The sequence below is a fragment of the Runella aurantiaca genome, from assembly GCF_003339505.1.
Taxonomy (GTDB): domain Bacteria; phylum Bacteroidota; class Bacteroidia; order Cytophagales; family Spirosomataceae; genus Runella; species Runella aurantiaca.
On sequence record NZ_QPIW01000041.1, the window covers coordinates 21691 to 43628 of the forward strand.

The 21938-nt window shown below is 44.7% G+C and carries 17 protein-coding genes; 7 read left to right on the forward strand and 10 right to left on the reverse strand.

The window, feature by feature from the left end; translation table 11 throughout:
* The first annotated feature begins 98 nt into the window (after positions 1-98).
* The 7 genes from DVG78_RS28265 to DVG78_RS28295 all read left to right on the forward strand — a co-directional run bounded on the left by DVG78_RS28265 (position 99) and on the right by DVG78_RS28295 (position 11227).
* Positions 99-1055: a ParA family protein gene (locus DVG78_RS28265; RefSeq protein WP_114464372.1), complete on the forward strand. Its 957-nt coding sequence runs from the start codon at positions 99-101 to the stop codon at positions 1053-1055.
* 7 nt (positions 1056-1062) lie between these two features.
* Positions 1063-2016, forward strand: coding sequence for a ParB N-terminal domain-containing protein (locus DVG78_RS28270; protein ID WP_114464373.1), 954 nt, complete (start codon positions 1063-1065; stop codon positions 2014-2016).
* 219 nt (positions 2017-2235) lie between these two features.
* Complete coding sequence (locus DVG78_RS28275) at positions 2236-4029, forward strand: PQQ-dependent sugar dehydrogenase (protein ID WP_114464402.1); 1794 nt, start codon at positions 2236-2238, stop codon at positions 4027-4029.
* A gap of 53 nt (positions 4030-4082) precedes the next feature.
* Positions 4083-4850: a deoxyribose-phosphate aldolase gene (deoC, locus tag DVG78_RS28280; RefSeq protein WP_114464374.1), complete on the forward strand. Its 768-nt coding sequence runs from the start codon at positions 4083-4085 to the stop codon at positions 4848-4850.
* A gap of 63 nt (positions 4851-4913) precedes the next feature.
* The gene (locus tag DVG78_RS28285; protein ID WP_114464375.1) at positions 4914-5897 is read left to right on the forward strand and encodes a ThuA domain-containing protein; all 984 of its coding nucleotides are present in this window, start codon (positions 4914-4916) and stop codon (positions 5895-5897) included.
* A gap of 110 nt (positions 5898-6007) precedes the next feature.
* Positions 6008-7246: an SGNH/GDSL hydrolase family protein gene (locus DVG78_RS28290; protein WP_114464376.1), complete on the forward strand. Its 1239-nt coding sequence runs from the start codon at positions 6008-6010 to the stop codon at positions 7244-7246.
* Positions 7247-7375: 129 nt separating this feature from the next.
* Positions 7376-11227 carry an ExeM/NucH family extracellular endonuclease gene (locus tag DVG78_RS28295; protein WP_114464377.1) on the forward strand — a complete coding sequence of 1284 codons (3852 nt, stop codon included), beginning with the start codon at positions 7376-7378 and terminating at the stop codon, positions 11225-11227.
* Between the two features lie 95 nt (positions 11228-11322).
* On the opposite strand, the gene DVG78_RS28300 is transcribed toward DVG78_RS28295, so the two are convergent.
* The 10 genes from DVG78_RS28300 to DVG78_RS28345 form a co-directional block, all read right to left on the reverse strand.
* Entirely contained in the window at positions 11323-11826 is a 504-nt protein-coding gene (locus DVG78_RS28300) for a DUF6691 family protein (protein ID WP_114464378.1), read from the reverse strand.
* Positions 11827-11856: 30 nt separating this feature from the next.
* Positions 11857-12432: a YeeE/YedE family protein gene (locus DVG78_RS28305; RefSeq protein WP_114464379.1), complete on the reverse strand. Its 576-nt coding sequence runs from the start codon at positions 12430-12432 to the stop codon at positions 11857-11859.
* An 11-nt stretch (positions 12433-12443) separates the two neighbouring features.
* A complete protein-coding gene (locus DVG78_RS28310; RefSeq protein ID WP_229598341.1) occupies positions 12444-13802 on the reverse strand; it encodes an OprD family outer membrane porin in 1359 nt (452 codons plus the stop codon).
* 113 nt (positions 13803-13915) lie between these two features.
* Complete coding sequence (locus tag DVG78_RS28315; RefSeq protein ID WP_114464403.1) at positions 13916-15586, reverse strand: bifunctional metallophosphatase/5'-nucleotidase; 1671 nt, start codon at positions 15584-15586, stop codon at positions 13916-13918.
* A 99-nt stretch (positions 15587-15685) separates the two neighbouring features.
* Positions 15686-16768, reverse strand: a complete 1083-nt coding sequence (locus tag DVG78_RS28320) for a c-type cytochrome (protein ID WP_114464381.1) — start codon at positions 16766-16768, stop codon at positions 15686-15688.
* A 173-nt stretch (positions 16769-16941) separates the two neighbouring features.
* Positions 16942-17157, reverse strand: a complete 216-nt coding sequence (locus DVG78_RS28325; protein WP_114464382.1) for a hypothetical protein — start codon at positions 17155-17157, stop codon at positions 16942-16944.
* A 20-nt stretch (positions 17158-17177) separates the two neighbouring features.
* Positions 17178-17774: a class I SAM-dependent methyltransferase gene (locus DVG78_RS28330; protein WP_114464383.1), complete on the reverse strand. Its 597-nt coding sequence runs from the start codon at positions 17772-17774 to the stop codon at positions 17178-17180.
* 154 nt (positions 17775-17928) lie between these two features.
* A complete protein-coding gene (locus DVG78_RS28335) occupies positions 17929-19350 on the reverse strand; it encodes an MBL fold metallo-hydrolase (RefSeq protein ID WP_114464384.1) in 1422 nt (473 codons plus the stop codon).
* Positions 19351-19538: 188 nt separating this feature from the next.
* A complete protein-coding gene (locus DVG78_RS28340) occupies positions 19539-20954 on the reverse strand; it encodes an MBL fold metallo-hydrolase (protein ID WP_114464385.1) in 1416 nt (471 codons plus the stop codon).
* Between the two features lie 105 nt (positions 20955-21059).
* Positions 21060-21866: a sulfite exporter TauE/SafE family protein gene (locus DVG78_RS28345; protein WP_114464386.1), complete on the reverse strand. Its 807-nt coding sequence runs from the start codon at positions 21864-21866 to the stop codon at positions 21060-21062.
* Positions 21867-21938: the final 72 nt, after the last annotated feature.

Genomic DNA, 21938 nt, shown 5'->3' on the forward strand with positions numbered 1-21938 from the left:
TTGTACTACTTTTTAGAAGTGGTTTGTCAAAATACTTTTACTAATCATTCTTTTTTTATGTATTTTTGTAAAAAAAGAATGACAAAATCGACAATCGTATGATAAGTCAAAAAGAAGTAGAAAATTTTTTAAAGCACAACCCCGCTCTCACCGTATCGGCATTGGAAAAAGAAGCAGGAATTCCCAAGGGAACCATTGCCCAAGCATTGGCGGGTTCTCGCAATCTAGCGGAAAAACATCTGACCGCCCTTTTTCCCATATTAACCAAATACGGCTATTCATCTTCTCTATACGAAAAAGCCCGAGTCATATCTATCATTAATCACAAAGGCGGAGTAGGCAAAACCACCACAACATCGTCCTTGGGAGAAGCTTTAGCAAAACGTGGTTTTAAAGTTCTGCTTATCGACTTAGACCCACAAGGTAATCTCAGTCAAATTCTTGGGGTAGAAAATCCCGAAGTACAGGTAGCCCATGCGCTGCTAAATCATGCTCAACCACTGCCCATCATTGAAATATCGGAGAATCTTTATCTGTCACCCTCGGATATTGAGCTTGCCGATGCCGAGATTCAACTCATTTTAAGTGTTGGAGGAGATTTACGTCTAAAAAACAAACTTCAACCTCTACTCACTGAATTTGAATACGTGCTAATTGATTGCCCCCCTTCCCTAAATAAACTTACGATTTCAGCCATGAATGCCTCAAACAGCTGTTTGATTACTCTGTTACCCGAAATGTCGGCCGTAAAGGGCCTTAATTCGCTTCTCCAGCGCGTTATGGAGGTGAAGACGAACCTCAACTCGGAATTGAAGGTTGATGGCATTGTGTTTACAATGGTGAAGAAAAACAGTGTTCATGACGGAATCAAAGAAAATGTCAAAGAGAACGTGCCGATTCGGGTCTTTAGAACCGAAATCAAACACTTGGTTGACTTTCAGAAATCACAAATTTTACAACGACCCATTGCCAAATTTGCGGATAACTCCGAGGCTGCGAAAAATTACCGTGATTTTTGTGATGAGTTTATTGATTACCTGCAAATTGTAAAATAATATCCCCATGGCTAAGCTCAACATCAAAAACGCCATTGGCGAAAAAACCAAACAGGCACTCAATAACAGCTACATCACTTCTGAACAGATAAAACAAAACATTCAGATTCTGGAGGAGCTTCGCAGTTTCATCCCCTCTCCTACCGAGGATGAACTCAATCAGCTGGAACAAAATATCATCAAAAACGGCTGCAAAGACGCGCTACTGTTATGGGAAACTACCCAAGGCGTAGTTAACGATGCTTCTCTCACCCCCAACGCTCCTGCCTATATACTAGTAGATGGGCACAATCGCTATCGTATTTGTACCGCCCGAAACATTAATTTCAACGTTCAGTTAATGCCCTTTTTGTCTCTTAAAGAGGTAAAAGATTACATGATTGATTTGCAGTTGGGCCGCCGAAACCTAAGCCCCCAACAAATGTCCTATTTTAGGGGACTTAGGTATAATTTAGAGAAGACTGAAAAAGGAAAATACGACCGAAATGACCATAAGTCCCAGAGTGGGACTTATGGTGAAAATGACGGAGAAAAGCATAATTCCCAAAATGGAACTTATGATAAAAATTCACTTTCAACCTCTGAAAAGTTAGCCAAAGAATATAAAGTTGGTAGAAATACAATATTAAGGGATGCCGAATTTGCCGCAGGGCTTGATAAGCTAGACAATGACCTTAAAAATGCGGTTTTAAGCGGTGAAATCAAGATTGGTAAAGCTGATATTCAAAAATTAGCCAAGACACAAGAAACTGAACTCATTGACACAACGGAGAAACTTGAGGGTATACTTACTGAAAAAGAACCCGCGCTATTCGTAAAAAATAAGCCAAAAACAGAACTAGAAGCAACCAAAAAAATGCTGGCCAAAGCATTTGAGAAAGTCAAAACATCGTCGGATGTTAAAACGAAAGATATTGATAAATTGATTGAATGGGCTGAGAAACTGAAACAACTCATCTAAAACCATAACTACTCATTTTTACATTCATCTACCGAAGGCTTTCTCCCTAAACGAGAGAGCTTTTTTGTTTTTTCGAAGCTATGTAAGGCATGATGTCAAGCATTCTTGTACGCGGCCAATAATATCTTGCAATCGTTTTCGGGAGATTTTTGGCTAAATCTTCTTTCATAAGAAATGCTCCTTTTTATCCATACTTCAATCAACTATTTTTATTATCCAATGAAAATTACCAACCCTAACACTTTTACATCATCGATTCTTACGACAAGAGTGCTCATTTTTATATCAATTTTTACCGCATTATTGGGCGTGACCTCCTACGCAGGGGGAAATAAAACAACCTCGAAAACCACCCAAAAGAGATTAGTTGAAGACGAATATTCAACGGATAAGAAAATAGTTGCCAAAGGACAGACTTTATTTGAAAACAACTGTTCTGCGTGTCATAACTTTTTGCAGAAGGGCATCGGCCCCGAACTTTCGGCCATAACAACCGTAGTACCTTCTGAATGGCTAAAAAAGTTTATCCAAAATGCTCCTGAGATGATCAGTAGCGGTGATGCCCGTGCGTCTATGCTTTTTGATGAATATAAGCAGGTAATGCCAGCCTTTACCACATTACCAGAAGCCGACATTAAGGCAATTATGTCGTTTATTCATTCTAAACGAAAAACCGAAACTACCGCTTCTGTTTCGAGTCATTTAGGAACGCCTGTGAGCAATCCAGTTCCCCAAAAAATTGAAAAATCAGGGTTACGTTTAAAATTAGATTACATAGCGATCGCTCCCCCCACAGCGGCAAAATTGCCCTTGGCCAGAATCAATAAGATGTTGAAATTAGCGGGAGCAAAAGACCGTTTATTTATTGTGGATTTGCGGGGAAAACTCTACGAAATGATTGATAATCAACTTGTAGAGTTTATGGACATTGCCAAAGAAATTCCTGAATTTATTCACGCTCCGGGATTGGCAACGGGATTTGGAAACTTTGCTTTTCATCCTGATTTCTACCGTAATGGGCTTTTTTACACTACGCATACCGAAAAAGGAAAAGCTGCCACGCCCGATTTTGGCTACGCCGATTCCATAAAAGTAACCTTACAATGGGTACTACGAGAATGGAAAATGGAGAATCCTAATGCAAGGTCTTTTTCGGGCAAAGGTCGTGAGTTGATGCGGGTAAATATGGTTTCACCCATCCACGGAGTGCAGGAAATAACATTCAATCCTTTGGCCAAAGCGGGGAGTGCTGACTATGGTTTATTGTACATTGGAGTGGGGGATGGCGGCGCTACGGAAAATGGTTTCGCTTTTTTGTGCAATGATAAAACGCACGTTTGGAGCTCCGTATTACGCATCAATCCACTAGGGAAAAATAGTAAAAACGGGCGCTACGGTATTCCTGCGTCAAATCCATTTGTTAAAGTGAAAGACGCGGTTGGAGAAGTGTATTGTCGTGGTTTTAGAAATCCCAATCGCATTATTTGGACGCCAGATGGAAAAATGTTGATTACCGATATTGGCCAGACCCAGATTGAAGAAGTTAATATTGGCCACCCAGGAGCCGATTACGGATGGCCCGAACGGGAAGGTACTTTTGTAATGAACGCACGCGGAAAAATGAACTTGGTGTATCAGTTACCCAAAAATGAGCCTCCGACCAAGTACACCTATCCAGTAGCTCAATACGACCACGACGAAGGCAATGCCATTTCGGGGGGATTTGTGTATACTTCAAACAGCATACCGTCGCTTAAAGGCAAGTATGTTTTCGGTGACATTGCCAATGGTCGTATTTTCTACGTAGAAAATAATCAATTACGCATCGGACAGCAGACCACCATTCAAGAATTGGAGCTTATGCTTGATGAGAAGTTGACAACTTTACGAGAACTTACGGGCCATGCCAAACCCGACGCTCGATTGGGAGAGGGGCTAAACGGTGAATTGTATATTTTCACAAAAACAGACGGGAAAATTTACAAAGTCAGCGCTTGTATGGTAAATGAATGAAGGTCTTGTCGGAATGACTCATTAATTGATATTTTACATTAAACTTGATTGTTATGAACACCGCAAAGATTCGCAGCCTTGCAAAGATGATTGATCATTCGTTGCTGCATCCGACCCTGACCGATGAAGAACTACTGGAAGGTTGTAAACTGGCTATAAAATACGATGTTGCCTCGGTTTGTATCAAGCCCTATGCGGTCAAAATGGCCACGGAGTTGCTGGCAGGTACGGATGTTTTGGTAGGTACGGTGATTGGTTTTCCCCATGGTAACAGTACCATTTTGATAAAAGTCGCCGAAACTGTTCAGGCCTGTAAGGACGGGGCTGTGGAGATTGATATGGTGGTCAACATTGGCAAGGTATTGGCCAATGATTGGACTTATGTACAGGAGGAAATACAGGCCGTTAAAACGGCTTGCAAGCAGCACGGGGCCATTCTGAAGGTGATTTTTGAAAATGATTTTCTGCCCGAAGATTCCTTCAAAATTAAACTTTGTGAAATTTGTACGGAGGTCGGGGCCGAATTTGTGAAGACCTCCACGGGCTACGGTTTTGTGAAGGGCAGCGACGGAAAGTACAGCTACGAAGGCGCTACGGAGCATGACCTTCGTTTGATGCTCGACCATGTGGGACCTGGGGTTTTGGTCAAAGCCGCGGGTGGGGTACGCACCCTTGACGGACTTCTGAAAGTGCAGGAAATGGGCGTTGCGCGTTTGGGAGCCAGCGCCACGGCGGCCATTATGGAGGATGCTTATCGTCGTTTTGGATTAGTCGATGGTGGCGCGCCCACGGGGCCCATTGCTGAAAGTAAAGGGTATTGAGTAAAAATGCTGTTTTTTAAGGAAGATTTAATCGATTAGAACTTATAACCATTCACTTTTTTCATGAAACCTACTTACGTTTTTTTAGTGCTTCTGACCACGCTGGGGTGGGGAAATACCCAAGCTCAATCCAAAAAAGAAAAAGGTCCAAAAATCATCAGAACCTTGATTGTTGACGGGCAAAACAACCACGAGCAGTGGCCCAAAATAACGTACATGATGAAGGATTACTTGGAAGAAACGGGTAAATTTTCGGTGGATGTGCAACGTACTTATTACACTTGGAACGGCGGCGACCTCGTTGATAAATACAAAATCAAAGGACTTCCTGCCACCAAAGCAATGGCAAATGCCAAAATGGATTCCGCATTTCATCCTGATTTCTCTAAGTATGATTTAGTGGTTTGTAATTTTGGTTGGAACGCCGCCCCTTGGTCGGATGAAACGCAGGCTGATTTTGAGAAATTTATGAACAATGGCGGCGGTTTAGTGGTCGTTCATGCCGCCGATAATTCATTTCCGAAATGGCCCGCCTACAACCGAATGATTGGGGTAGGAGGCTGGGGCGACCGCAGCGAAAAAGACGGCCCTTTTGTTTACTACGATGAAAATGGAAAGTTGGTCAAGGATATGCAGGCTGGCAAAGCAGGCTCTCATGGGGCACAAAAGGAGTTTTTAATCACCGTCAGAAACTCCAAACACCCGATTACGAAAGGAATGCCGCTGAAATGGATGCACACCAAAGACGAAATGTATGACCGCTTGCGCGGGCCCGCCGAAGATATGGAAGTATTGGCCACGGCTTTTTCACCCAAAGATAACCGTGGAACCGACCGCCATGAGCCTATGTTGATGACCATTAAATACGGCAAGGGGCGCGTTTTTCATACGCCGCTCGGACACGTTGATTATTCGGTCGAATGCGTCGGTTTTATCACTTGTCTTCAACGCGGTGCTCAGTGGGCCGCTACGGGGAAGGTCGATATTCCGATTCCAAGGGATTTCCCAACTGAAAACGCCACGAGTCAGCGCAAGTTTGTTGATTAAACAAACCAGAATGAGAAACAATTAATGGAGAAAGACGGATAGAAATAGAAGTTAGAAGTACTTTTGGGATAAAAATTCACCCGTTATTTATCCGTACTTTCCCAAACGTAATGAGAAAACTACTTTTTGTACTATGTTCGGTATTTTTTGCTACACTCACCATTGCACAAACCGAATCTTTAGTTAATTCTGTTGAGGCAACCTATCGCGCAGGGTTGCCTCATTTTTTTGATAAAATACAGAAAGGTCAAACCGTAAAAGTGGCCTATTTGGGTGGGAGCATTACCCGGGCCGATAATGGATGGCGCACAAAAACATTCCAATGGTTGCAAAGCAACTATCCCCAAACGCAATTTGTGGAAATCATGGCCGCTATCGGCGGGACAGGCTCAGATTTTGGCGCGTATCGCTTGCAAAACCACGTTCTTCAACACGCGCCTGATTTGGTTTTTGTGGAATTTGCCGTCAACGACAATGGAAAATCGGCGCAGGAGGTGAAAGAATCAATGGAAGGAATTGTCCGCCAAATTTGGCGACAAAACCGCTCCATTGATATTTGTTTTGTGTATACTTTCTCCCGACCGCAGTTAGAATTTTATCAGCGGGGTACATTCCCTATTTCTGCGTCGGCGATGGAAGAAGTCGCCGATTATTACCAAATTCCCTCAATTTCAATGGCTTTTCCTGCGGTGAACTTAATTACCGCGGGAAAAATGGTGCTTCAAGGCCAGGCTGGTTCTACCACTGGTCCCATGGTTTTTTCGGCGGATGGAGTACATCCTTTCCCCGAAACAGGGCATACAGTATACGCAGAAGCCATAAAAAAGCACCTAATTCAGCTTCAATCGGTTGGAAAAAAAGGTAAACACACGTTGAAAAAGGCATTAATGTCTAACAATTTAGAAAAAGCAAACCTTTTGGCGCTGGATAATATCGAAAAAAGTTCGGGTTGGCAACGAGTCGATTCAGTCGTGGTGGGAAAAGCTTACGCCTCGCTCCTAACCTCCGTCATTGCTTCCGATGACACTTCGGAGTCCATCAAGGTACGTTTTAAGGGAACAAGTTTTGGAATCGTGGATGTGATAGGGCCGAGTAGTGGGCAAATCAAAGTATACATCGACAATGAGCCACCTCGTTACATCAATCGTTTTGATGAGTATGCGACCTACTACCGGATGAACTATACGATTATTAACGGTTTGAAAGCAGGAAATCATGAGGTAACCATAAAAGTTTCCCCTGAAAAGCTTGATAAAGCGTCGATTTTGCAAAAACGCAATAACAAAATAAACAACCCTAAGTTATACGAGAAGAAGTTTTTATACTTAGGCGGGATTTTGGTAAAATAATGAAGCCTTTTAGGTATGACTATTAGGTATATTATTTTTTAAAATTCACATTTTGATAATGTTACTGTTCGTACTTTCGCGACAACATAATTTTACTTCACTCAAATCAAACGTTCTAAAAAACCATTTATGACTTCAATTTTACCACCTCAAACCCATTTTCAACCTTTAAATCCCGTGCGTTGGCTTCAGCGGTTAGGCTCTTTTTGCCTTTTAGTCTTATTGTTAGCGGTTTCAACGGTAGCATGGTCGCAGGCGCCCACGGAGTTGTTTATTTCTGAATACATTGAAGGAAGCAGCAACAACAAAGCCATCGAAATTTACAACGGCACGGGTAGTGCCATCAATTTAATGGATGGCGGGTACAATATTCAGATGTATTTTAACGGCAACTCTGCTTCGACATTAACCATTAATTTAACGGGGACAGTCGCTAGTAATGATGTGTTTGTTATTGCTCAGGCCTCTTCTAATGCGGCCATACTGGCCCAAGCTGATCAAACCAATGGCTCTGGATGGTTCAACGGTGACGATGTCGTTGTGCTTCGCAAAGGCACTACAATTATTGACGTAATCGGTATAATTGGAAATGACCCTGGTACCGAATGGGGATCGGGTCTCACTTCTACAGCCGACAATACCCTTCGTCGTAAAGTATCCATCTGTGGTGGTGAAGTTAACGGAAGTGATGCATTTAATCCTGCCACCGAATGGGATGGCTTTGCCAACGACACATTTGATGGGTTAGGAACGCACACCGCTACCTGCGGTCCCGTGACGCCTACGCTCAGCATCAATGACGTTTCTAAAGTGGAAGGCAACACTGGCACCACTACTTATTCATTCACCGTAAGTTTGAACGTAGCTGCGGGAGCAGGTGGAGTGACGTTTGATATTGCAACCGCCGATAATACCGCTAGTGCGGGCAGTGATTATGTAACAAAATCATTGACCGGGCAAACCATCCCTCAAGGCTCAAACAGTTACAGCTTTGAAGTGGTTGTAAATGGCGACGAAACAACCGAGCCAAACGAAACTTTTTTTGTCAATGTAACCAACGTAACTGGTGCAACTGCTGGTGATACACAAGGGCAGGGTACCATTCAAAATGATGATATTGCGGTTTCCAAAATACACGAAATTCAAGGAAGTGGCACAACAACACCTTTTGCGGGCACAACGGTTGCCATTGAAGGCATTGTAACGCGAACTTTCCTTAATTCAACGCGTCTGAACGGTTTTTATGTACAGGAAGAAGATGCCGATACCGACGGCAATCCAGCCACGTCGGAGGGGATTTTTGTTTTTGACCCCGCCCAACTTTTCAGCGGTAACATCGGTGATAGAGTAAAAGTAACGGGTAAAGCGGCAGAATTTACCTCAAGCGGCAGCAGCTTAACCCAATTGAACGAATTGGTGAGTGTACAAAATGCGGGCGCGGCGACGTTACCTGCTATTACCAACGTACAATTACCTGTATCTGACGTGAACGACTTGGAGCGCTACGAAGGAATGCTCGTGGAGTTGAGCGCCGCCACGGGAAATCTTACCGTGACAGAACTGTTTCAATTGGGCCGCTTCGGACAACTTGTGCTCTCCGCAAATGGTGACAGCAACCAGCCCGGCACCGACGCCCGTTTGGATCAATACACGCAGTTTAATACGCCAAGCGTAGCAGGTTATTCAGACTATCTGGCTCAGATTGCCAAAAGAAAGATTTATTTGGATGATGGAGTTGGTTCGCAAAACCCTGACCCTATCATTTTTGGCCGAGGTGGAAATCCCCTCAGCGCTTCCAATACCCTCCGCACAGGCGACGAGGTGGCGAGTGTTGTAGGCGTGTTGGACCATCGTTTTGAAGGCTACCGAATCCAGACCTTGACCAGCCCTAACTTCATGGCGACCAATGCTCGCCCAGCTGCGCCTCCTACGCTTGGAGGAACGTTGAAAGTGGCCAGCTTTAATGTACTCAACTATTTTAACGGAAACGGTTTGGGCGGTGGATTTCCTACTTCACGCGGAGCGGACAATGTTACCGAATTTAATCGTCAACGGGATAAAATTCTGAACGCAATCATTGCTTCAGGAGCCGATGTAATTGGTTTGATGGAAATTGAAAATGACGGTTTTGGAGCCACGAGCGCCATTCAGGATTTAGTGAATGGATTAAACGGTATTGCTGGTGTGGGTACTTATAGTTTTATCAATTCAGGCAACATTTCGACCGACGAAATAACCGTTGCCATGATTTATAAACCAGCGGCGGTCAGCCCCGTTGGCGATGCTAAAGCCATTCCTTTTGATTTTGGTTCTGGTTCGTTCACAGTGGTAGGAAGACGTTCGTTGGCGCAAACATTCCAACAGGTTTCAACGGATGAAGTATTTACGGCTGTAGTAAACCATTTAAAATCAAAAGGTAGCAGTTCTGGTGGTGTGGGAGATGCCGATTCGGGCGACGGACAAGGTTTCTCCAACGGTACACGTACCCGTCAGGCGCAGGATGTAGCCGCGTGGTTGTTAACAAACCCAACGGGCACGACTGACCCTGATTACCTCATTTTGGGCGATTTGAATGCGTACGCCAAAGAAGACCCACTAACCGCTTTTGCAAATGCGGGTTTCGGAAGTCTTCTTCCTTTGACTTCGTATTCATACGTTTTTGATGGTCAACTTGGTTCGTTGGACCACGCCCTTGGAAGTTCTGCCATGGCCTCACAGGTAACGGGGGCCGAAAAATGGCACATCAACGCCGACGAGCCAACGGTTTTAGATTACAATACAGAATTTAAAACAGCAGGTCTTGTGTCTTCATTGTACAGCACCGAGCCTTATCGGGCTTCCGACCACGACCCTGTTTTGGTCGGACTGAATTTGTGCACACCGCCCACAATCACCAACGTAGTAGTAACCCAACCTACTTGTTTGACCGCTACGGGCAGTGTTGTAATTACCGCCACGGGTACAGGTACGTTGGAGTACAATCTGAATAATATAGGTTGGCAGGAATCAAATACTTTTAGCGGTTTGACTTCGGGAAATTACACCCTTGTGGTGCGCTCCAAAGCCAATACATCTTGCTCTACAACCTATGCAAGCAACCCCGTTGTGGTTAATGCCGCTCCGCTTGTACCTTCCGTATTCAGTGTTTCAGGTGGCGGTGGTAAATGCAGTGGCAACAATGGAAACGGAGTTGTGCCATCATTTACAATTACGCTGAGCGGTTCGCAAACCAATGTGAATTATCAACTCCTCCGTAATGGCTCGCCAGTGGGCAGCGCGGTAGCGGGCACAGGTGGCTCGTTGACGTTTACTCAGACCGAACAAGGTGCTTATACGGTTTCGGCTACTTCAACTACTGGCTGTACATCGGCCATGACGGGAGAGGCCATTATTTACACCAACAGTCGCCCCGATAAATTTAAGGTGTCGGGTGGTGGAAATTACTGCGTGGGTAGTGCTGGGGTAGAAGTAGGGATGGAGGATTCTGAAGCAGGGGTCAATTACTTGCTCAAAAAAAATAATGTAAGTACGGGAATTCTGGTGGCAGGAACTGGAAACGCGATTAGTTTTGGGTTGCAGCCTGCTGGTACTTACACAGTTGATGCCATCAACGCCGCTACTGGTTGTGATGCTAACATGAACGGCTCTGCTGTTGTTTTGGCCAAAAACTGCAACGGTAGAGTAGGAGCAGAAACTTTTGATTCAGATGATTCTGCTGATACTAACGTATGGGCGGCGATTGCTCCCAATCCTGTGATTGGAAGAGAATTGACTCTTTTGATTAAGGGAATGTCAGGAAAAACAGTTGAGTGGCAATTGCTGAATGTGCAGGGAAGTGTGGCTGTATCGAGCCGATTTGTGAGCGGTAGTAATGCCCATCGTCAAACCCTCTCGGTTCCTCAATTAGCGGCGGGTTCGTACCTGCTGAACGTTCAGTCAAACGGTAAAAGTTTGACGTTGAAAGTGATGAAAGCAGAGTAACTTTCAATCAATTAAATGTTAAAATAAGACAGCGAGTCTAGCGCACATTTTGGCGTAGACTCGCTGTCTTATTTTAACGTAAATTCTTTCAGGGCTTAATTGGGTAATTTATCCCTAAAATACCCATAGGCCCAGGTGCCTGCCACGGCGCTCAGCAACGTGACAATCACGGCCATATAACCACTGCCGATTTGGGCAAATAAAGGCCCAGGGCAAGCGCCCGTAATGGCCCATCCCAAACCAAAAATAAGGCCGCCGTAGATTTGTCCTCGTTGGAATTTCTTGGGGTGAAACTGAACAGTTTCGCCAGATAATGTCTTGATATTGAATTTCTTAATCAGAAATACTGAAATCATTCCGACCACTACCGCGCTACCAATAACGCCGTACATGTGGAAACTTTGCAGGCGGAACATTTCCTGAATACGGAACCAAGAAATGATTTCGGCTTTGACAAAAACAATCCCAAAAAGAACCCCGACAATCAGGTATTTGATATTACTGACCCAACTTTCGGACTGCGCCATGTCGTTGGGAGCTTCACAGGCGAAGGGCTGTTCATCTTGCTCAATGGGAGGAGAAACTTGTTGAAAACTCATTGTTATATGCTTTAATGTGTTGGATTTCAATTAAAATAATTTGAAAATAAAGGGCATTAATAAGTGGGTCATAGTAAAACCGCCGACCATAAAACAGCAGGTTGCGATGAGGGACGGAACTTGGAGATTTGACAACCCCATGATTGCGTGCCCCGAAGTACAACCACCCGCGTAGCGCGTGCCAAAACCAACCATAAAACCACCCAAAACAAAGAATATGAATCCTTTCAGGGAGAAGAGCGCTTCCATGCTAAACAAGTCGGCGGGCATCAATCCCGAAAAATCCTGAATTCCTAACGCCCGCAAATCAGCCATTGTGTTTGCTGAAAGTTGGAAAGCGTTGGGGTTTTCCATAAAGTTGGTGGCAATCATTCCTCCAAAAAACACGCCGAGTACGAAGACCAAATTCCAGATTTCTTTTTTCCAATCATACTTAAAAAAAGAAATATTGGCTGGAAAACAGGCGGCGCAAATGTGACGCAGTGAGGAGGAAATACCAAAAGATTTATTTCCAATCAATAATAATGTGGGGACAGTCAGCCCAATCAGCGGCCCAGCCACGTACCACGGCCAAGGTTGACGAATCAGTTCAATGAATTGTTGCATGCGAATGTTAATTAATAGTGATAATTGAGAATTAAGTTGAAGTGAGACATATTTACTTTGTTGAATACATAGCGGTCGTTTTGGTATGTTTCGCCAATTTCATCTTTTCGAACAACCAAAAGCAGGGCGTTTAATCCTCTTAGGTATTTTTCAAATTGATACGTAACGCCTATGTTGATTTGAGCGTACGAAGGCATACCGTATTTGTTAAGTGCGAAATTTTTGGTGTCGGGCAGTTGAAAATACCCGCCGCTGATTTCAATTTTTAGGTTCTTTCGTGGCTTATAAAAAGTATTGATACTGGTAGCCGTTACGTCCCCAAAACCTTCGTTTCGCTCACGGGGCATAAACGTATAAAAAGGTTCACGGCCCCACTCACGCGGCATGAGGTACCGACCTTCGGCGGTGATTCTGGTGGCATTTACGTACCAATCAAATTTGCCAGATTGCCGCCCAACTCGGCCCGAAATCACCGTCGACGTTGCTCCAGGTTGAGTATAAGCCTGCGCAGGGTCTGGATTACCACCATTACCCAATGCATTTTGCCTAACTAATTGACTTCCTATAAACCAGTTTTTGCCTGCCTCGGTTTTTGATTTCCATTCGACTTTCAGAAACCCCGTGTTAGTTATGTTTTCAAGGTAGGTATCCCAAAGCTCAATCGACCATTGTTTTTTACGGTACGTTGCACCCAATATCCCAACTCCTTTTGATTCCGTATTTCCTTTGTACTGAGAGGGTTTTCCGTTTATATCGACTCCCACGGGATAAACGCCCATGCTTTCACCTACCTCAAACCACCGAACGGTAGAGCGGGGAGAAATCCGCCAAATGTATTCGCCGTGGAGTTTAAGGTTTGACCATTCATTGATGTCTACCACGGCGGCTTCGGTCAGGGTGGGCCGCATTCGGCCGTCTTGTGGATTGATAAAGGGCGACTGTGGGATTTGCCGACCGATGGTCACGACCGATTTTTTACCGAAGTGGGTTTTGATAAATAACTCCTCCAGTCGGTCCAAATCTTCGTGGTCGTTGGGGCGCTCAATGTCAAAAAGTCCAATCTCATAGCGGTTGACTTGTCCCGTTTGTGGGTCGGCTTTGGCGAGGTCAGTGGATTTGATGTTAAACATAAAAAAACCACTCAAACCGAGTTGAAAACGTTTGAAAAATTTGGGCGTTTCGTACCCAATTCCCGCCCCCGCCCCCCAAGCATAAGCATCACTCAGATTGCCGTCGTTTACGGTGCCTGACCAATAAGACCGGGCATGACCGTAAAAGCGTCCGTTGGCAAAAAAGTGGTTCAACGTATTGGTATCTTTTTCTATTTCTCGGTGACTATGTATGCCTTGTCCATAAACACGACTTAACATACCTGACAACAATATTAGACTATAAAAAGTGCGATTCATTTTCTTCTCTGCCTAGTGTTTTGAAATAACATTACAAAAGTACAGGTTAGAAAAAGGCCCTTCCGTGACAAATGTTACCTAAAGGTATAATCTACCCCAAAAACTTGACTTAAAAGATTCTGAGGAGCGTCTAGGATGGTGGCATCGTGGCGTAAAGCGGGCGTAACGGGAGAAAATTCCCGCAAATATTCCTTCATTACTGTGTGCAAGGTATAGGAAGTCAGCCTTGCTTCTTTCACTCCTTTGAGGCGACATAGCATATCATCGGGGTCACCGTCGCGCTCGCAAGCGCACAGGGTGTAGGTTTTGTCAAGATTGAGAGGCTGACCGCCGATGGTTACTTTTTGCACCCGTTGACCGACTCTTTCCTTTGCTTTAAATTCTATCTGCATCCCTTTAAACCGTATCAACCAGCCTCCAAAACGTTTGGATGCATCTTGGGCAAATACGTTTTGCAATTCTTTTTCAAGCCATTCCATGAGTTGCTGGCCTGTTGCTTTGGCTGTTTTGACGTTAGAATCAATGGGAAGCATGTCAAAAAGGTAACCTTCGGTGATGGCCACTTTTCCATCTTTGCCGGCGGTTAGGGGCGGGCAAAAACGAAAACCGTTTGACAAGGCTATATCTGGATTAACTTTCCATTTGAGGGCGTCCACGATTAAAGTGTCAATGGTGTTTTCGACCACAAAATTTCGGTATAAGGGTAAAGTACTGTACCCAATAACGCGATTTATTTCGGCGCGATACGGTTTTTCAATTTGTTCTACTAACTCCTGTATTTCCTTTTTTGCGGGATATTTTTTAGGGTCAACTTCTATAAGTTCGTAAGAATCTCCCGTGATTTTTCCGTCTTCAACGCGCAAGTCGAGTTTTCCGATGAATGAACCAAAAGCACCCGGTTCCACAATTTTGGTGTATTCTGCCTGAATGGGCTTTCGTACCCGCTCGTGCGTATCAGCCCCAAAAATATAGTCAACTCCTTTACAGTCAGGATTGTTGCCCAAAGCAATTTGCTGGCTAAGCCCTAAATGAGAAAGTAAAATTACAAAATCGCATTGTTCTTGTTCTTTCAACAACGTCACGTATTCTTTTAGGCTTTCTTCGGGTTTGGTGTAAATAATTCCTTTGCTGTACATGGGTGATTGACGAATCGGAACCAACGGGTCGGTATATCCCAAAAAACCGATTTTAATCCCCAATCGGTTGAAAATCTGGTAGGGTTGAAAAATGAGATTTCCCCGTTTGCCGTCGCCCGCGTCGTGGTACATATTGGCGCAGACTTTGGGCGTCAGCAGTCCGCCCATCAGGTGCTGCATGTTTTGTTTGTTGTACACCACTTCCCAATTTCCAGGAAGATACAGGTCATAATTGAGCGCATTCAAAAGCGGAACAAACGCTTTGCCCGTGGTTTTGATGGCAAGCATACTGCCCTGAAACATATCGCCCGTATCCATGACTATGGTATTTGATGGGTTTTGTTTTCGCAATACATCCAAGGCCGTGGCCAAATGCGCGTAACCTCCTGCTTTACGAAAAGTAAGTTGGTTGTTCTCCCAAAAAAGCTCATCGTGAGGGTGGAGCTGGCAGTGGACGTCGGTGGTTTGTAAGAATGTAATTGTTCCGCTTTTGGCGTGGTTACTTTTTTCGGAATTTGTGTTTTCTTCAGAAGCCAATAGGGGAGGCGTACTTCCCAAAATGGCCCCTGTAAACAAACCTGATTGGAGGAATTTGCGGCGAGAAGGCATGGTATAATAGAAGTTTAGGTTAAGACCCTGCTTTGCTGTATCACCAACCTTCATTTACAAACAAAATACCCGTAAATGTAAAAATAAAAAGGGCTGATTTTATAGTAAGGCGAGGCTAGGCTTTTTGGATTTATTGGCTTTGTGTTTTTCTTTCCAATCCTTGATGGGCTTGTAAGGGCCATATTTATGCTGGGTTTCCGTAAACGGGTCGGAGTAAGGGCCAAACGGATGGTCGAAGGGCTTGCCGTCGATGTTGGGCCAATCCTTGCTTAGGTCTTTGGTAGGCCGGGGCATGGAATTGACATACGCAGCAACGTCCCAGGCTTCTTCGTCGGTGAGTTGGGCGTTTTTGTAGGTGACTCCAAAAGGCATATTGTATTTTACATAGCCCGCAAAGTTGGAAATGCGGTACAAACCCGCGCCGATATTATAGCTGTTGGGGCCCCAAAGCGGCGGAAATGTATAGCTTTTACCGTCGGCGGCCAACACACCTTCGCCTTTTGCCTGATGGCAACTTTGGCATTTTTGTTCATACACTACTTTTCCCAAAACGGGGTCGGTGGCTCTTTTGAGCCCTTTCAGTTTATAAATTCCTGAGCCTTTGGGAGCTTTATTTTTGGGAACATTGGTGCCCAACCATTCGATGTAGGCCAATATGGCCTTCATTTCGCGGCTGGTTGAGTCGGGGGCTTTTCCGTTGAGGCTACGCTCAAAGCAATCGCTGACGCGTTTTACTTGATTTTCGCTCGTTCCCGACCGTTCGCGAAATTTGGGATAGGTAGCCTGTACGGCAAAATAGTTGTTGCCCCAAGGCTGGGCGCCCGCTTGCAAATGGCAGTTTTGGCAATTCATACCGTTAGAAATGGGCTTTACGCTGCCCTTGGGCCCCAGATAATCAGCCGTATGCGCAATGAGCTCTTTGCCATAATTGATTAACTTTTGTTGTTCTGGGTTGAATTTTGACTTTTGCCAGTCGGCGGGGCCAGGCCAAAGACCCACAAAGTTTGAATCGGGCTTTACATAATTGTTTTGCTCAACAATGGGTGCATTATCTTTTGAATTGGAATCACCAACGACCAGAATATATCCTAAAAAGAACATTAAACTGGCCGAGGTCAGCAGTAAGATTAATAGAATTTTGAGCGAGCGTAATAACGTTTCTACGAGGTTGTTGGACTCCATGATTGCCAAATTGTTGTGAAAGGCGGTGGGACAAAATTAGCGGTATTCAATCTCTTTCAATGTGATATATGTTACATATCAATGAAAAAATTGAATAAAAAAATGAATATGTACAGTGTTAAAATAGTTAGTTAAATGTAGGGAGTTTCATCTAACGAGTGGTTAAGGTTGCGCTATTTTATCCATTTTAGCGCGATACTTCGTAGGAGCAAAAGCCAAGGGGTTAAATGTAAAAAAAAATCAAACCAATCCATGGGTTTCATACCCACGGCTCCGCCGAGTATCCACCGAATTTTACCAAATAAGTGCGGCTCGGGGAGAAAAGGAGCCAATCCTAACGTCAAACTTGCCATGAGCCAAAGTTGCCAATTGTTGATCGTATTTTTCATTGTTCTATGGTTAAGGTGATTTAAGATTTTATCGCAATCATGCGAACAACGTGTGCTTTCCCTTGATGATAAAGCCCTTCATCGAGTTCAATCACTTTGTCTTCCAGACTCAAAATACGCAGGTCTTTAAACTCAGCCTCCAGTTCTTCCAACGAAAAAAGCAGGGCTTCGTCTTTGGGGCCGCCGGAGGTGTAGTATTGTTGATTTTTGTGAAATCCTTCCAAAATAACGTATCCGTCGGGTTTGAGGGCTTGCACCAGTTTTTGATGAAACTCGGGGCGTATTTGAATGGGAAAATGGGTATAAAACAAGCCAATAGCGTCGTAAATCGCCGTTTCAGGCTCGAAATTTTGAACGTCTTTAACGCTGTATTGCAACGTAACACCGTGGCGTTCGGCCAACTGAAAGGTCTTGAGCATGGCTTGAATACTGTAATCAAAGGCGGTCACTTCCCAGCCTTTGCGAGCGGCATAAACGGCATTTCGGCCTTCGCCTTCGGCGGGTAACAGGATTTTTCCAGCGGGTAATTTATCAATGGTTTCCTGAAAAAACTCATTGGGTCGGGTACCGTATGCAAATTGAGGTTCCTGATAACGCGTATTCCAAAACTCTTTCATGGTATTTAAATGTATACTGAATAGGCCAGAAAAGACCTATTAGGTTGATTTTATCACAAAAATCGGGGTTATTACTTTCTTACATCGTGATATATGTTACACAAAAAAAGAGAGAACGAATTATTCGCTCTCTCTTGCAAAGGAAGTGGTTGATTTACAATAAAGTAGAAGGGCAGATGTATTCGGTCAATGGGAGCTTTCCCGCGTTTTTGAGGGCTGCAAAACCACCCGCTACGTCCACCAAATTATCAAAGCCCCGAGCTTTCAAAATTGAAATGGCAATCATAGAGCGATACCCACCCGCACAATGAATATAACAGGTCTTGTCGGATGGAATTTGGGCCATGTGGTCATTCAGAAAATCAAGTGGCAAATTTTCAATGCCCACCACGTGCTCGGCGTCGTATTCGCTCTTTTTACGCACATCAAACACCGTCAGCGATGGATTTTCGGTAAATAAATCCGAAAACGTTTGGGCAAAAATAGAGGTGACGCTGTCCAACTCAAGACCTGCCGCTTGCCAAGCGGCCATTCCACCCTGCAAGTAGCCGATGCAGTTGTCGTAGCCTACACGTGCCAAACGCGTGATGGTTTCTTCCTCTTTGCCCGCTTCGGCCACCAATAAAATCGGTTGTTTTAAATCGGGAATAAGCGTACCTACCCACGACGCAAACTGCCCGTCAAGGCCGATATTGATGGCGTTTGGAATAAATCCTTTGGCAAAAGTTTGGGCTTCGCGAACGTCCAAAATCAGGGCTTCGGTTTCGTTGGCGGCGGCTTCAAAAGCGGCGGGTGTCAGCGCCTGACTACCGCGCTGCATGATATCTTCGAGGCTTTTGTAGCCTTGAATGTTCATCAACACATTTTGAGGGAAATAGGCGGGGGGAGGAACCAACCCCGTCAAAATCTCTTTTATGAATTGCTCTTTGGTCAGATTCAAATTGAGCGCATAATTGAACAACTTCTGGTTGCCGAGGGTGTCGGTGGTTTCTTTACTCATTTTTTTGCCGCAAGCGCTGCCCGCACCGTGGCCCGGATAGACGATAATGTCGTTGGCCAACGGAATGATTTTGGTGCGGAGAGAATCGTAAAGATGCCCCGCCAGTTTTTCTTCCGTCAAATCGCTGATGACGTGCTGCGCCAAATCGGGACGACCTACATCCCCGATAAACAGGGTGTCGCCGGTGAAAATGGCCGTTTCTTTGCCGTTTTCATCAATCAACAAAAAGCAGGTTGATTCCATCGTATGGCCGGGCGTATGGATGGTCTTGATTTTTACATTGCCCAACTGAAATTCTTCTCCATCTTTGGCAACGTAGGCCGTGTATGCGGGCTTGGCGGTGGGTCCAAAAACAATGGTGGCGCCCGTAGCGTTGGATAAATCAATGTGTCCCGAGACAAAATCGGCGTGGAAGTGGGTTTCAAACACGTATTTTATGTCAACGCCTTCTTTTTTGGCGCGCTCTACGTAGGCTTTGGTATCACGAAGGGGGTCGATGACGGCGGCTTCGCCGTTGGATTCAATATAATAGGCGGCTTCGGCCAAACAACCTGTGTAAATTTGTTCTACTTTCATGTCTTTTGAGGAAGTTTTTTTTGCTGATTTAATAGAACAAAATTACCGCCCTTTGGTAGCCTTTTCTGTAACTTTTAGCACACAGAAATACTGATTGATGTCAGCTTTTAAGTCATTTAATAGAACCAAAAACCCATAAAAAAATCCCCGACGCGGTAGCAACGGGGATTTAGTGAAAATAAAGTGGGTTAACAAGCGGCGGCTTCGACCAATTCGGTTGCGGTAGGGTTTCCTTTAGCGACCCATTCGTTCATTCCTGCCGAATAGTTTTTTACGTTTTTGAATCCGTTTTTCACCAAAAGTGAATACCCAATGGCGGCCCGGTCTCCACCCTGACAATGGATGACCACTTGCTTATCTTTACTGATTTTATCCAAATTGGAGAGAATCGTTCCGATAAAAATATTCTCGGCTCCCTCGATGTGTTCGGTATTGTATTCCGACACCCCGCGCAGGTCGATTACCTGCGTATCTTCGCGGTCGAGGTAAGATTTGAATTCGTCGATTCCGATGATTTCGCTTTTTTGGAGCGGGATTTCGAGGGCGTTTACGTCGTCAATGTACCCAAGTACGTTGTCTAAACCAATGCGCATCAATTTGCGGGTGAGGTCTTCGATTTGGCTTTCGTTGGCTACCAACATAAACGGCTCTTCGTAATTCACAAACCAGCCCATCCACGTGGCAAAGGCATTGTTGCCCTGAATGTTGATGCTTCCAGGAATAAAACCTTGGGCAAAATCAACTTTATTTCTGGTGTCAATCAATTTGATGCCTTTTTCCATGGCGGTTTTTACAGCATCGCCTGAGAGTTTTGTTTGTGTGGGTACCTGCGTAAGCAACGGACGCGCTACTTTGTTGAGTTTTTTCATCATGGCAAAGTACTTGGGCGGCTCGGGTTGGTCAGCAAGCAGGTAATCCACAAATCCTTTTTGGTCATCGTCGTGCTGAAACGCCCAGTTTCGGATTTTTTCGTAACCCACCGTTGAGCTAGGAACCGCGCCGAGGGCTTTGCCACAGGCCGAACCCGCTCCATGGCCGGGCCATACCTGCAAATAATCGGGTAAAGCGGCAAATTTTTGGATGGAATTGTACATTTGAAGCGCACCTGCGTCTTGTGTTCCTTTCATGCCTGCGGCTTTTTCCAATAAATCTGGACGACCGATGTCACCTACGAAAACGAAATCGCCCGTAAATAGCATCACTGGTTTGGCACTTGCGGGTTTGTCGGTCAGTAAGAAACTAATACTTTCTGGGGTGTGGCCGGGGGTGTGAATGACTTCAAACGTAAGGTTTCCGACCTTGATAACGTTCCCGTTTTTTAGACCGATGTGGTCAAATTCGTATTCCCAACCTTCGCCGCCTTCATCAGAAAGGTACATATTGGCGCCAGTGATTGCGGCCAATTCGCGGGCTCCCGAAAGAAAATCGGCGTGAATGTGGGTTTCGGTGATATGGGTGATGCGCAAACCGTTTTGTTTGGCAATTTCAAGGTACGTATCTACATCTCTTTTGGGGTCAATGACCATGGACTCACCCGTTCTTTGGCAACCGATAAGGTAACTTGCTTGGGCTAGGGTTTTGTCATAAATGTGTTGAAAGAACATGGTTGTGTTGTGTTAAGATTAGTATTGTTGAATTAATGATACAAAGTTAGATTGAGGGGATGCTCCGTACTGTGACAATTATTACATAAGTCACATTTTGTTTGATTATTTAAAGAAAATTTCTTTTGAAATAATCCCGATTCCCATCACGAGTACAAACCAGCCAAACGCTCTTTTGAGTTTTTCGCTCGGAACGAATTTTGAAAGGTAAGAGCCTACGAAGATTCCGACGACGGAGAAACCCGTAAATTCAAGCAGAAATGGCCAATCGACGGGGAGGTTGGATACGTCGCCGATAAAACCGATGAGTGATTTTGCCGCAATGATAAGCAGTGAAGTACCCACGGCCATTTTCATGGGCAAATGCGCTAAAACCACCAAGGCAGGGATAATTAAAAAACCCCCGCCAGCCCCCACAAGGCCTGTTAATGCTCCCACAACGGCCCCTTCAAGCCCGATGATGGGATAGTTGAATTTCAATTCGCCAGCTTCTTCGTTTTTATTCTTTTTCTTCTCCTTAATCATCGAATACGAAGCGGCCAACATCACAATGGCAAAGAATATCATGATGCCAATGTTTTTGGTGACCTCAAATCCACCCACCGAAAATAACGAGTCAGGAATGGCAGGAACGAGGTATTTGCGGGTTAGAAAAACGGTGATAAAAGAAGGAACGGCGAAGACCAGCGCGGCGCGATAATTGACCAATTCTTTGCGCATATAATTGACGGAACCAACCAATGAAGTAGTACCGACCACGAAAAGGGAGTACGCCGTTGAAAGAACAGGGTTGATGCCCAATAAATAAACCAAAACGGGTAAAGTAAGAATGCTACCGCCGCCACCGATAAGCCCGAGACTTATTCCGATAAAAATGGAGGCTGAAAAACCAAAAATTTCAATTGAGCTCATTTTCTTTTGCAGTGAGTTGTTGAATGACTCTGCAAAAGTAGAAGGTCAAAAAGGGCCTTACCGTGATAATTG